A 12,488-nucleotide genomic window follows, 5' to 3' on the forward strand; every position below is an offset into this window, starting at 1 on the left:
ATGAGCGATCTCCGGGTGCCCGATCTGAACAATGTAGTCATCGCCGGTCGGCTGACGCGCGATCCCGAGTTGAAGTATATCAGCTCCGGTCGCGCCGTTTGTCGGATTAGCATTGCCAATACCCGTTACTATAAGGACAAGAACGGCGAGCGCAAGGAGGACACCTCCTTCATCGAAGCGACGGTCTGGGACAAGTACGCGGAATATGTTGGCGAAAAGCTCAAGAAAGGCCGCCCCGTTATTGTCGAGGGCCGGCTGAAGAGTGACTCCTGGGAAGACAAGGCAACGGGACAGAAGCGGTCCAAGATTGAAATCGCCGCGCAACGTATCACGGCCCTGGACTGGGACGAGAACGGTCGCGGCGGCGGTGGCGGCAACTATGGCGGTGGCGGCGGAGGCTACGGCGGCGAGAGCAGCCGGCCCTCCTCCAGCGCGCCCGCGCCCCGCGAGATCGAAGAACCGATTCCCGAAGACGACATTCCTTTCTAACCACAACTCCTGAAGGAAGCCCCTACAATGGCTAAAATTTCCGCCAAGGCGAAGGCCAAGGTCCGCGCCAAGAAGGCGAAACGCAAAAAGAAAAAGAAAATACAGCGTCCGAAGATCTGCCGTTTGACGGTGGATCGCGTAGTCCACATCGACTACAAAGACGTCGCCATGCTGAAGCACTACATCACCGAGCGCGGCAAGATCATCCCCGCACGCATCACCGGCGCCTCCGCGAAGCACCAGCGCATGCTGACCCGCGCGATCAAGCTGGCCCGGCAGATTTCCCTGCTTCCCTTTTCGGCGGACTGATGCACTCGATCCTGGCACAGGCGGAGTGAACCATGAAGCCCGGTGTCCAACGGTGCGTGACGTTGTTTGTGCTGGCCTTCCTGTTTATGGCGGTCAGCGCAATCCCCATCGCTATCGTATGCTATGTGCTCCTCGGCGCGCTCTATGAGCTGGCTGGCGAGCGGAAGAAAGCCGCGGGCGTGGCCCTCTGGGCCGCGACCTCGGGCCTTCTTGTGATGAATGACGCCCTGCTCGCCCTGGCCCTCGCGGCCGGGGCGGGCATGGGCATCGTGTTGGCCCTCGCCATCCAGCGCAACTGGAGCTACGGCTGGCAGTTGACGCTGCTCGCGGGTACGGGCTACACCGCCATGGCCTCGGTCATGGTGGCGCTCTGGACGACGCTGCGCAAGGATATGACCATCTTTTTCAATGCGCGCATTGCCGAGTTCCAGGCGATGGAGAATGTAAATACCCAGTGGATCGAATTGATGCGCTGGTGGGATCTGAACTACGAAAACGTGGCGCTCGGCTCCGCCTTCGGTTCGGTGTTGACCCTTTCGGCGATCACCGTGGGTATGCTGGAGCGCTGGCGGCGGGACCCGGAAGCCCGGGCGCGGCGCAAGCCCACCGGCTTCCAGAAGATGCGCGTGCCCGACTGGGTCGTGTGGATGGCCATTGCCGCCGCGTTGATGTGGTTTGTTGATGTTTACTATGCGTCAAGTCCCGTGTTGCGGGCTCTTTCGTGGAACCTGGCACTGGCCTTGTTCGGCCTGTATTTGTTAAATGGCGTGTCCATACTGTTCTTCACCTTGACCATCTTCAAGGCTTCGGCCTTTGCGGGATTCATGGTGATTTCCGGGATCCTGATCTTCGGCCTGTGGCCGATGCTCTGCATCTTCGGGCTGTTTGACACGTGGTACGATTTCCGGATGCGTGTGCGGCGTATCGCCATGCTCCGGCGCGTCATGTACCGCCCCGATGATCAAGACTACTAGCCTCCGGGCCGGTGGTTGAAATTTCTTTACCGCCGCAAGTGGCGCGCCGTGCGCCCCGCGGTACCATTTGGACAGGGTCTGGGCATCGCCCGGCCTTGGCTGTGTTCTACAAGGGCACGCCCCGGAGGCGCGCCCGCGTAAAGCCTAACGAAGGGAACGAATACCATGAATGTCATCCTGTGTGACGACGTCGAGAACCTCGGCGAAATGGGCCAGACCGTTAAGGTCGCCGATGGCTACGCCCGCAATTTCCTGATCCCCCGCCGCCTCGCCGTGAAGGCCGACAGCGCCAGCGCCAAGCAGATCGAGCACGAGATGGCGATCATCAAGCGCCGCGAAGAAAAGCGCCGCGCCGAGCAGGCCAAGATCGCGAAGGAGCTCGAAAAGCTCACCGTCGAGATCAAGGTCCGCGCCGGCGAAGGCGACAAGATCTTCGGCTCCGTGACCGCCGGTCACATCGCCGAAAAGCTGGCCGAAATGGGCCAGGAGATCAACCGCAAGAACCTCGTGCTCGCCGAGCCGATCAAGTCGCTGGGCATCTTCAAGGTCACCGTCAAATTCCCCGGCGGCATCGAAGCCCAGATCAAAGTCTGGGTCACCGGTATCGAAGAAGCCAAGAAGTCTGACGCCGAGATCGCCGAGCTTGCCGCCGCGGAAGCCGAAGACGACATGGACGACGACGATTAATTGGTAACGAAGAAAAAGCCAGCACCCGTATTTGACCGTACTCCGCCTCAACATGTTGAGGCGGAGCGGTCCGTTTTGGGCGCGATGCTGCTCAATCCCGACGCGGTCGGCACGGCGGTCGAAATCCTCCGGGACGACCCCGCCGACACCTTCTATGTGGATGCGCACCAGCACATCTACAGCGCCATACTCAAACTCGCCCGGGAGAATATCCCTGTCGATTTGATCACGCTCAGTGAAGCGCTTACGCGCGATGGCGCCCTGGAAAAGTCCGGCGGCGCGGTGTATATCGCCGAACTGACGGACGCCGTGCCCACCTCGGCCAACGTCGAGTACTACGCCAAAATCGTGCTGGAGGCGGCCCTTCGCCGCAAACTGATCACCATCTGCACGCGCTGCGCGGGCGAAGCCTACAAGGCCGAGGGGGAAGTGGACGATCTGCTGGACCTCGCCGAGTCCGAGATCTTCAGTATTGCGCAACAGCGCCAGCTCAATCCGATCCACCGCGTATCCGAATTGTTGCAAGACGGCATCAAGCGCATCGAACAGCAGATGAAGAACGACGGCGGCATCACCGGCGTGCCCACGGGCTTTAACAAGCTCGATGAGATGCTCTCCGGCATGCAGCCCTCGGACATGATCATTCTGGCGGCGCGCCCGTCCGTCGGCAAGACTGCCTTCTGCTTGAACGTGGCCTCTAACGCCGCGAACTACCACGGCAAGGGCGTCTTGCTCTTCAGCCTCGAAATGGCCAAAGAGCAGCTCGTCAACCGTCTGCTCTGCATGGTCGGCCAGGTGGACAGCAACCGCCTCCGCTCCGGCTTTCTCGCGCGCTCCGAATTTCCCAAGCTCCAGCAGGCCGCCGCGCTGCTCGACAAAGCCCATATCTACATCGACGACACGCCCAACATCAGCGTGCTCGAGTTGCGGTCGAAGGCGCGCAAGCACAAAGCGCAGCACCCGCTCGACCTGCTCATCATCGACTATCTTCAGCTCATGCAGGGATCTTCCCGGGCGGAAAGTCGCCAGGTCGAAATCTCCGAAATCTCCCGGGCGATTAAAGGCCTCGCCCGCGAGCTCAAATGCCCCATCATCGCCCTGTCCCAGCTCAGCCGCGAGGCCGAAAAAGACGACGGCGGTGCGCCGAAACTTTCGCACTTGCGCGAATCCGGGGCCATCGAGCAGGACGCCGACGTCGTCATGATGCTTTCTCGCCTGCCCGCCGCCGAGCAGGAAGGCCGACAGAACGTCATCATGCTCACCGTGGCCAAGCAGCGTAACGGCCCCACCGGCCCCGTGGAATTGCTCTTCGAGAAAAACATACAGCGCTTCCGCAACCTCGACGGCGACGGCGGTCACAACGAACCGCCGCCCTACCAGTCCTTCGACGACGACGGACCGGTCGAAGAGTACTACGAAGAAGACGATACGCCGTTTTAGTCTGTAGTCTGTAGTCTGTAGTCTGTAGGCTTTAGGCTTTAGGCTTCGGGTTCGTGGCAGACACGCTCATTCCATACGACCCATACGACCCATACGACCCATAAGACCCATACGACCCATACGACCCATAAGACCCATACGCATGCCCCAGTCACCTATGCTATAATCCGGCCCCCAGTGCCGCGCGGCCAAAACTGCGCATGGCCTGCTGGATACTAAAGGGCCACTTCCAAACCCCAAAAATCGCCAGGCCACGGGCCCGCGCAGGAGTTAAACGTCATGTTTCAGGGATCGTTCCCCGCACTGGTTACGCCGTTCAAGGAAAACTTCGAGATTGACTTTGACGCGTATGGTCGCCTCGTTGACTTTCACCTCGAAAACGGCACCGATGGTATCGTCCCCTGCGGATGCTCCGGCGAAGCCGCCACCCTCTCCCATGACGAGCAGAAGGCACTGATTCGCTTCGTCGTCGAGCGCGTGGCGGGTCGAGTGCCCGTGGTCGCCGGCACGGGCTCCAACAACACCGCCGAAGCCGTCGGCCTTACAAAGTACGCGAAGGAAGTGGGTGCGGACGGCGCGCTGCTGATTACGCCCTACTACAACAAGCCCACGCCCGCCGGTCAGATAGCCCACTACACCATGGTGGCCGAACAGGCCCAGATCCCGATCATGCTCTATAATGTGCCCGGTCGCACCGGCACCAAGATATCCCCCGAGACCATCGCGGCGCTTAGCAAGGTGCCCTTTATCGTCTCCGTGAAAGAAGCCTGCGGTAGCGTGGATCAGGTCTCCCAGATTCTCCACCAGTGCGACATCAACGTCATGTCCGGCGACGACAGCCTCACCCTGCCCATGATGGCCGTAGGCGCGAAAGGGGTCGTATCCGTCGCGGCGAACGTCGTCCCCCGGCTGATTTCTGATCTTTGCAAAGCGGCCAACGCGGGCGACTTCGCAAAGGCGAAGGAATTGCACTATAAGTCTCTGTCGCTTGGCACGGCCCTCTTCCTGGAGACCAACCCCATGCCCGTAAAGGCCGCGCTGGCGAAGATGGGCATGATCAAGAACGTTCTGCGCCTGCCGCTGGTTTCCATGACCGACGAGTCCGCCGCACGCATGGACCCCGCACTGAAGGAACTGGGACTGATCTGATCCCGACTGATGTCATTCAATACGCGAAACGGCTGCCGCAGATTCTGCGACAGCCGTTTTTCTTCGCTCAGGGAAACTCATTTGAGGCGGTGTATCGCCGCGCCGCTGGGCAGTTTTGGGAAAAAGTAGGTCGACTTCTGCGGCATGGGTTCTTTCGCATCCGCGCAGGCACAGATTTGTTCCGAGCGCGTGGGCTGGAGGATGAAGGCAAGTTTACCACCCTCCCGGGCACCCTTCATCGCACCGGCCACGCTCTTCTCGTATTCAAACACCGTCCCCTCCGGAATGCCCAGCAGCCGCTCGATGATGCCTCGGTGCAGCAGGGCCACATCGAGATCGCGCCAGGAAGGCCCGCGATCATCGCCCAGGAACGCCACGCGATCTCCCTTGAACGACAGCACGTAGTCACCCTTGCCGGGAATCGCCAGCCCCATCGTGCCCAGCGCGCCCGAGGCCTTCACGGCGGCGGGCATATCCTCCGCGACGGCAGTGACGTCAAACCATTCGCCCAGCGCGGACAGGAAAGCGTCCGCGTCGAATAGCGGCGGTGGCGTCACCACGCGGTGGGGCGGATAAATCTTGAGCCCCGGGTCGCTGAATGAGACGAAGCCCATCAGGGCGAAATTGGCGGGGTGGTTCGAGTCCAGCGGCAGCTTCGCCCTCAGTTCATCGCGGTAGGTGCAGGCCGTCTGGAAGCGGTGGTGGCCATCGGCGATGTAGATCGTCTGATCTTTGAAGAAGCCACGGACCAGCGTGTCGTCTTCCACGCGCCAGAGCTCCTGGGTCACGTTGTCGATGGTGTGGGCCCTCATGTCGGCGGGCCGCTCGTCCATCTGCGCGAGCAGGGGGGCCAGGGCGTCTTCCGGATCCGAATACAGCCCGAAAACCGCCCCCAGATTGGCCGCAGTGGCTTCCGTAAGGCGAAGGCGGTCTTCCACCGGCTTCGCAAAGGTCCGCTCGTGCCCGAGCACATAATTCTCATTCACCTCCGGCAGGCGGATCACGCCGAAGAATCCCCTGCGTACCTGTGCGTTACCTTCGAGGTCGGTAAAGTGCTGGCGGAGCAGATACAAGCTCGGGGCGTCGTCCTGCACGAGCGCGCCCTCCGCGATCCAGGACTCCAGCGCGGCGGCCGCATTCTCGTACTTGTCGCGGCCGTCGCTCTCCACGGGGAGAATGAGATGCACCAGATTGTGGGGGCTGCCCGCCGCCAGCGCGGCGCGCTCCTCCGGCGTGATTACGTCGTAGGGCGGCGTAATGGCCAAATCAAGATTGGGGACCAGGGCGGAATTATAGCGCAGACCGCGAAAACCTTTTACTTCAAGCATGGGAACACCTCTCTCGGGAGCATGGGGACATATGAAACCGTATTCTATAAGTTCGCGGTGTGCCGATCAAAGCCCGCCCCGTGGTTACGTTCGCCACGGCGGGATCGGGTACTATGATGCCCTGAAACGCGCCCCGGAGAGCCGGCAGCTATCCGAGACCGCGTCCGCCAGTCCCCGTAACAGTATCGCCGTCTCGACGTATTGTACGAAACCCCAAACGGAGTAGTTATTCATGCTGAATCGAAAAAAGCTCGCCCTCTGGGCCATTCCGGCCCTCCTGCCCCTCGTACTCATGTCCTGCCCGCCGGAGGCCGGTGAAGGCGCCATCGCCCTGCCCCTGCCCCGGACGCCTCATCCCGGCGTCGCCCTCGACCTTCAGACCATCGCCGAGGGCCTCGATCGGCCGCTCTTTCTCACCGGTCCCAGCGCCCTTTCAGACCAGTTATACATCGTCCAGCAAAGTGGCGTGATTCGGCTCCATTCGGGCGGTGAACTGCAGGAACAGCCCTTTCTCGATCTGACCGAGACGATGGGAAGCAGCAGCGGTGAGATGGGCCTGCTGGGCATGGCGCTCCATCCCGATTACCTGCTGAATGGCTTTTTCTATGTCCACTATACGAACGACGACGGAAACTCGACCATTGCACGGTATCGCCGTTCCCTGCTCGATCCGAATGTGGCCGATCCCGGCACGGCCACAATCCTGTTGACGGTGGAGCAGCCCTTCTTCAACCACAAAGGCGGGATGCTCGCCTTTGGCCCGGACGGCTACCTCTACATCGCGCTGGGTGACGGCGGCGGCGCCAACGACCCGAACAACAACGCCCAGTCTCTGGAAACGCTGCTCGGCAAGATTCTTCGCATCGACGTTGATGGCGACGCGCCCTATGCAATACCAGAGGACAACCCTTTCATTAACACGCCCAACGCCCGCCCCGAGATCTGGGCCTATGGCCTGCGCAATCCCTGGCGCTTCAGCTTCGACCGCCAGAGCGGCGACCTCTGGATCGGCGATGTGGGCCAGAACGCCTTCGAGGAAATCAATTTCCAGGATTCCACCAGCGGCGGCGGCATCAACTACGGCTGGCGTCAGCGCGAAGGCTACGTCTGCCGAACGGGAGAAGACAACTGCGAACTGCCCGGCGCAACCGACCCCCTTCTGGCCTATTTCCGCCTGGGTGGACAGTCTATCGCCGGAGGCTACATTTACCGGGGCAGCGCCATTCCGGCCCTGAATGGCACCTACTTCTTCTCCGATTACAGTGCGAAGGCCATTTTTTCTCTCACGCAACCCGGCGGCGAGATTGAAGTGCTGAATGAGACCCAGAATCTTGAAGGTGATACCGTAGACCTCGGCGCGGTCGCTTCCTTCAGTGAAGACGCCAATGGGGAGCTTTACGTGCTCGATTATGAAAATGGGGATGTCTACAAAATCGTCGCGGCGGAGTAAGGCGGCCTGCGGCAGACCTTCGAACGAACTCGAAAGCAAACGGGCCAGCGCACAAGCGCTGGCCCGTAATTCATTTGTATCTGTCGGGGTCGACGGACTTTCGGAGGGCTGATCGATGCCTATCGAGATGACCTGCGCATACAGCGCGCGGCAAGTCCGACCAGGCCCAGGCCCAGAAGGCTCACGGTCGCCGGTTCCGGTATCGGCAGACCAACCGGATCGTAGTCGTCCCGGTATTCCCAGCTCACGATGTCGTGGTTGCCCCAGTCCGCGCCCGTGCCGGAGGTGAAGCCGACGAAGGCCGATGACTGGCCCAGCAGACTCACGATGTCGAGGTTATAGCTCAGCGTGCTCGTGCCGGGGCGAACGCCCGTCTGGTTGGTGCGCACTTCCAGCGTCGTGCCGTCGTAATCCACCCAGGCGTGCCAGAGATTCTCATCGTCGAAGCGCGTTGCGATGCTTTCAGTGGCCACCGATACCATGTTGCCGTTGGTGTCGATACCCAGGTGATTGGAATCGGGATCGTTGTAAGCGGAATTGTGCCACGTATCAAACTCGATGCCCACGCTGGTGCCGATGCCCTCATAGCCAATGCCCTGGCCAATACCGCCGATGCTGCTGGAAACCGACTGGATTACAAACACCAGACCGTCCGCGCCCGAATCCGTATTCCCGTCGAAGGGTGAACCGCCCGGTTCGGTAATACGGAACGTGAAATAGGAACTGAAGGAACTCGCATTGATCGCGGTCGAGCTGAAAAAGCTGCCACTTTGCGAGGGCGACGCCGGGGTGAGCCGGAGGACGTCGCCGTCCGACGTATTGACCACGGCGGCACTGCCGTTCAGCGTCAGGCCCGTGGTCGAACTGAAATCGCTGAAACTCACGGTGAGCGCGGACGCGGTCGAGCCACACGCGGCCAAGCCAAGGGCCAACATTGCCGCGAGCGGTTTACGGGAATTCATTGACAGGTTCATTGGAGATGCGTACTCCTTATCTGTTGAGGGGTTAAAGGACCTGAGCTGTCCCTCTGTGGAGCAAGTCATATGCCACAAGCAAAATCCCGCAAATCCCGCAGTGAATGCGGCATAAAACCCGAATGTGTACTTGTACGCGGCGGGCGAGAGTTTTTCAGCACTTGAGATTGGTCAAAACCGACAATTTTCTGTCGCCGATTCAGTCAACGCCACAGCGATGGGCACGAGTCGCCCTACCCCGCCACCACCCGGAGCTTCACCTCGCTCCCCTCGATCTCCACGACTTTCGCGCCTTCGCCCGCCGGACCGCATTCGAGCGCGCTGGCGAGCACTTCCTGGGCGATGTAGTTCTGGAATTCGGCGATGGCACCGTTCAGCGCGGCGTCGGCGGTCTCGATGGTCACGCTGATCCGCGCATCGTAGGCGAGATTCTGCTCCTTGCGGATGTCCTGCAGTGCCCGGACGACTTCGCGCACGAGGCCTTCGCGTTTGAGGGCTTCGGTTATTTCGGTGGAGATCACCACCACGAGGCGGCTGCCCTGCGCGGCGGCGAAACCTTCCTTCGGGGTGAGGCGCACGTCCACTTCTTCCTGGCTGAGGGCCTCCTGCTTGCCGTCGATTTCGATGTGGATGCCGCCGCTCTGCAATTGCGCGAAGAGCGCGGCGCCGTCGGCGTTGGCCAGGGCCTGGCGCGCCTGCTGCACATTCTTGCCGAAGCGCGGGCCGAGCACCTTGAAGTTGGGACGGATCTCGTAGGAAACGTATTCTTCCGGACTGTCGGTGAAAGCCACTTCCTTGATGTTCAATTCTTCCTTGATGAGGTCGAGGTGATTCGTCAACGCGGCGCGGTGCTCGGAGTTGGCAACCACAAGCTCGCACAGACCCAAAGGCTGGCGTACTTTGATGTTTTCCACGCGGCGCGCGCTCAAGCCCAGATTCACCGCTTCGCGCGTGAGGGCCATCTGATCGAGCAGCGCGCGGTCGATGTTGGCCGCATCGGCCTGCGGATACACCGCAAGGTGAACGCTCTCCGCCGCACCCGCGACGGGCTTGGCCAGATTGCGCCAGGTCACTTCCGCAAAGAAAGGCACGAAGGGCGCCGCCAGGCGTGCGAGTTTTACCAGGCACTCATAAAGCGTCCAGTAGGCGTCGGCCTTGTCCGCACTCCAGCCGCTGGCCCAGAAGCGCGCGCGGCTCCGGCGCACGTACCAGTTCGACAGACTGTCCACGAAGCCCGAGATCTCGCGCGCCGCCGGATAGGTCTCGTAGGCATCCAGCGATGCGCGTGCGTCCACGATCACGCGATCCAACTCGTTAAGGATCCAGCGATCCAGTTCCGCCCGCTCGGCGGCCGGTCGCCAGGGCGCATCGCCACCCGTGCCGCCTGCGGGGGCCGCTTCGGGATCGGCAAAGAGCTCGCGCAGCACCGCATTCGGCGCGGTGGCGGGATCGAAGCCGTCGAGGTTCGCATAGATGACAAAAAAGCTGAAGACGTTGTACCAGCGCATGAGCAGTTCGCGCTGGGCCTCTTCCACGATGCGCTCGGACAAACGGCTGCTGTTCGTGGGCGGGTTCTTCGCGATAAAGCTCCAGCGCAAGGCGTCTGCGCTGAACTTCTCGAAGAGCAATCCCGGCTCGCTGTAGTTTTTCAGGCGCTTGGACAGTTTCAGGCCGTCTTCGCCGAGGATGTGGCCGAGGCAGATGCAGTTCTTGAAGGGGTGGGGCCAGCCGCCCTTTTCCTTGCCATGGACCACGGTGCTGATGGCCAGCAACGCGTAGAACCAGCCTCGGGTCTGGTCGATGGCTTCGCTGATGAAGTCCGCCGGGAAGCGGTCGTTGAATTTCTCCTCCGAGCCCGGCACATGGGGATAGCCCCACTGCGCGAAGGGCATGGAGCCCGCGTCGAACCACACGTCGATCACTTCCGTGACCCGGCGCATGCGGCCCGCCGCATCGTAGGGGCTCTGGTAGGTCACCGCGTCGATGTAGGGCTTGTGGACCTTCAGGTGCTCGCTCAATTCGGGCGATTCCGCCTTGGCCTTCGCCCACACCTCCGTGCCTTCCACGCCCGGCTTCGCCAGCAGTTCCGCGTAAGACGAGATGCAGTCCATCTGGCCGGTCTTGTCGCAGATCCACACCGGCAACGGCGTGCCCCAATAGCGCTCGCGCGAGAGCGCCCAGTCCACGTTGTTCTCCAGGAAATTGCCGAAGCGGCCATCGCGGATGTGCGCGGGCTGCCAGGTGATCTCCTTGTTGTTCGCCACGAAGTCGCCCTTGAATTGCGACGTCTTGATGAACCAGCTCTTGCGCGCATACTGGATGAGCGGGTCGTTTTCCGCGCGGGGACAGAAGGGGTAGCTGTGCTTGTATTGCTCGTGCTTGAAGAGCTGGCCGCGCTCTTTGAGGATGCGGATGATGCCCTTGTCCGCCGCCTTGCAGAACTGTCCGGCGATCGGGGCCTTGTCAAAGGGATCCACATCCGTCACGCGCGCGTCGAAGGTGCCGTCCGGCTTCACGAAGCACAGGAAGCCGATACCCTTTTCCTTGCATACGCGATAGTCGTCCTCGCCGAAGGCGGGCGCCATATGGACGATGCCCGTACCCGTTTCGAGATCGACAAAGTCGCCCGCGATCACCACCCAGTGCTTGCCGGAGGGCTGGTCCGCCGATTCCATGGAAACGGGGCCGTCATAGTTGAAAAGGGGCTTATAACCCAGGCCGAGGAGGTCCGTGCCCTTGAAGGTGTCCAGCACTTCCGCGTCCTCGCCGAAATACTTCGACACGAGTGCGCTCGCGAGAATCAGCACTTCATGGCCGCCCTCCGTCGCGTGCTTCACCGCCGCATAGTCCGTGTCCGGACCTACGCAGGCCGCGCAGTTGCTCGAAAGCGTCCAAGGCGTCGTAGTCCAGATCAGCAGACTCGCGTTTTCGCCTTCCAGGTTCAGCGCCTGCTTCGCCGCGTCGGTCAATGCGAGGCGCACGGTGATCGCGGGATCGTCCACATCGCGATAGCCCTCGCCCACCTCGCCCGAAGAAAGCGCCGTGCCGCCCTGCGCCCACCACCACACCACCTTGTGGCCCTGATAGAGCAGGCCGCGATCGAAGAGCTGCTTCAAGGCCCACCACACGCTCTCCACATAGCTCTGGTGAAACGTCACATAGGCCTCGTCCAGGTCCACCCAGAACCCGATGCGGTCCGTGAGCTGCTCCCACTCCTTCTTATAGCGAAAAACCGACTCGATGCACGTGCGGTTGAACTTCTCCACGCCGAAGGCCTCGATGGCCTCTTTCCCGCCGTCGATGATGCCCAGCTCCTTGCAGACCTCGATCTCCACCGGCAGCCCGTGGGTGTCCCAGCCCGCCTTCCGCTCGCAATAATAGCCCGCCATCGTTTTGTAGCGCGGGAAAATATCCTTGATCGTCCGCGTCAGGCAATGCCCAGGATGCGGCATCCCATTCGCCGTCGGCGGCCCCTCATAAAACACAAAACGCGGCGCCTCGGAACGCTGCGCCAGACTCTTATGGTAAGTCTGGCCCTCCTTCCAGAACGCAATAATGTCCTTCTCCGCCTGTGAAAAATTAAAGGGCGACGGGACCGGATCAAAAGCGTTTGTACTCATCGAATCATCTTCCTTCGCAAAAGTGCGGCGGGGATCACAGCTATAAGTCAAGGCAGAATGCGCACTTC

10 protein-coding genes are annotated in these 12,488 nt (G+C 61.3%); 7 read left to right on the plus strand and 3 right to left on the minus strand.

Annotation, left to right across the window (positions count from 1 at the left end; translation table 11 throughout):
- The 6 genes from JNK74_01515 to JNK74_01540 all read left to right on the plus strand — a co-directional run bounded on the left by JNK74_01515 (position 1) and on the right by JNK74_01540 (position 5,048).
- Entirely contained in the window at positions 1 to 489 is a 489-nt protein-coding gene (locus tag JNK74_01515; GenBank protein MBL7644843.1) for a single-stranded DNA-binding protein, read from the plus strand.
- A 27-nt stretch (positions 490 to 516) separates the two neighbouring features.
- Positions 517 to 798, plus strand: a complete 282-nt coding sequence (locus JNK74_01520; protein MBL7644844.1) for a 30S ribosomal protein S18 — start codon at positions 517 to 519, stop codon at positions 796 to 798.
- A gap of 32 nt (positions 799 to 830) precedes the next feature.
- Complete coding sequence (locus JNK74_01525) at positions 831 to 1,772, plus strand: DUF2232 domain-containing protein (protein MBL7644845.1); 942 nt, start codon at positions 831 to 833, stop codon at positions 1,770 to 1,772.
- A 165-nt stretch (positions 1,773 to 1,937) separates the two neighbouring features.
- Positions 1,938 to 2,459: a 50S ribosomal protein L9 gene (locus JNK74_01530; protein MBL7644846.1), complete on the plus strand. Its 522-nt coding sequence runs from the start codon at positions 1,938 to 1,940 to the stop codon at positions 2,457 to 2,459.
- An 84-nt stretch (positions 2,460 to 2,543) separates the two neighbouring features.
- Positions 2,544 to 3,899, plus strand: a complete 1,356-nt coding sequence (gene dnaB / locus JNK74_01535; GenBank protein ID MBL7644847.1) for a replicative DNA helicase — start codon at positions 2,544 to 2,546, stop codon at positions 3,897 to 3,899.
- Between the two features lie 279 nt (positions 3,900 to 4,178).
- A complete protein-coding gene (locus JNK74_01540; protein ID MBL7644848.1) occupies positions 4,179 to 5,048 on the plus strand; it encodes a 4-hydroxy-tetrahydrodipicolinate synthase in 870 nt (289 codons plus the stop codon).
- Positions 5,049 to 5,125: 77 nt separating this feature from the next.
- On the opposite strand, the gene JNK74_01545 is transcribed toward JNK74_01540, so the two are convergent.
- Positions 5,126 to 6,376 (minus strand): DUF1015 domain-containing protein, encoded by a 1,251-nt coding sequence (locus JNK74_01545; GenBank protein ID MBL7644849.1) that lies wholly within the window; start codon positions 6,374 to 6,376, stop codon positions 5,126 to 5,128.
- Positions 6,377 to 6,668: 292 nt separating this feature from the next.
- On the opposite strand from JNK74_01545, the gene JNK74_01550 reads away from it, so the two are divergent.
- Entirely contained in the window at positions 6,669 to 7,826 is a 1,158-nt protein-coding gene (locus JNK74_01550; protein MBL7644850.1) for a PQQ-dependent sugar dehydrogenase, read from the plus strand.
- Between the two features lie 119 nt (positions 7,827 to 7,945).
- Here the strand turns inward: JNK74_01550 and JNK74_01555 are convergent, their stop codons facing one another.
- Both JNK74_01555 and JNK74_01560 read right to left on the minus strand, forming a co-directional pair.
- Positions 7,946 to 8,788: a PEP-CTERM sorting domain-containing protein gene (locus JNK74_01555; protein ID MBL7644851.1), complete on the minus strand. Its 843-nt coding sequence runs from the start codon at positions 8,786 to 8,788 to the stop codon at positions 7,946 to 7,948.
- A gap of 245 nt (positions 8,789 to 9,033) precedes the next feature.
- A complete protein-coding gene (locus JNK74_01560; GenBank protein ID MBL7644852.1) occupies positions 9,034 to 12,420 on the minus strand; it encodes an isoleucine--tRNA ligase in 3,387 nt (1,128 codons plus the stop codon).
- Positions 12,421 to 12,488: the final 68 nt, after the last annotated feature.

The organism is Candidatus Hydrogenedentota bacterium (genome assembly GCA_016791475.1).
GTDB lineage: Bacteria > Hydrogenedentota > Hydrogenedentia > Hydrogenedentales > JAEUWI01 > JAEUWI01.

What these genes read in the sequence shown, in the direction of transcription:
- JNK74_01550 (MBL7644850.1), top strand. Translation starts at nt 6,669, where the DNA reads ATGTCCTGCCCGCCGGAGGCCGGTGAAGGCGCCATCGCCCTGCCCCTG.
- JNK74_01520 (MBL7644844.1), top strand. Translation starts at nt 517, where the DNA reads ATGGCTAAAATTTCCGCCAAGGCGAAGGCCAAGGTCCGCGCCAAGAAG.
- JNK74_01540 (MBL7644848.1), top strand. Translation starts at nt 4,179, where the DNA reads ATGTTTCAGGGATCGTTCCCCGCACTGGTTACGCCGTTCAAGGAAAAC.
- JNK74_01560 (MBL7644852.1), bottom strand. Translation starts at nt 12,420, where the DNA reads ATGAGTACAAACGCTTTTGATCCGGTCCCGTCGCCCTTTAATTTTTCA.
- JNK74_01515 (MBL7644843.1), top strand. Translation starts at nt 1, where the DNA reads ATGAGCGATCTCCGGGTGCCCGATCTGAACAATGTAGTCATCGCCGGT.
- JNK74_01525 (MBL7644845.1), top strand. Translation starts at nt 831, where the DNA reads ATGAAGCCCGGTGTCCAACGGTGCGTGACGTTGTTTGTGCTGGCCTTC.
- JNK74_01530 (MBL7644846.1), top strand. Translation starts at nt 1,938, where the DNA reads ATGAATGTCATCCTGTGTGACGACGTCGAGAACCTCGGCGAAATGGGC.
- JNK74_01545 (MBL7644849.1), bottom strand. Translation starts at nt 6,376, where the DNA reads ATGCTTGAAGTAAAAGGTTTTCGCGGTCTGCGCTATAATTCCGCCCTG.
- dnaB (MBL7644847.1), top strand. Translation starts at nt 2,544, where the DNA reads ATGCTGCTCAATCCCGACGCGGTCGGCACGGCGGTCGAAATCCTCCGG.
- JNK74_01555 (MBL7644851.1), bottom strand. Translation starts at nt 8,788, where the DNA reads ATGAATTCCCGTAAACCGCTCGCGGCAATGTTGGCCCTTGGCTTGGCC.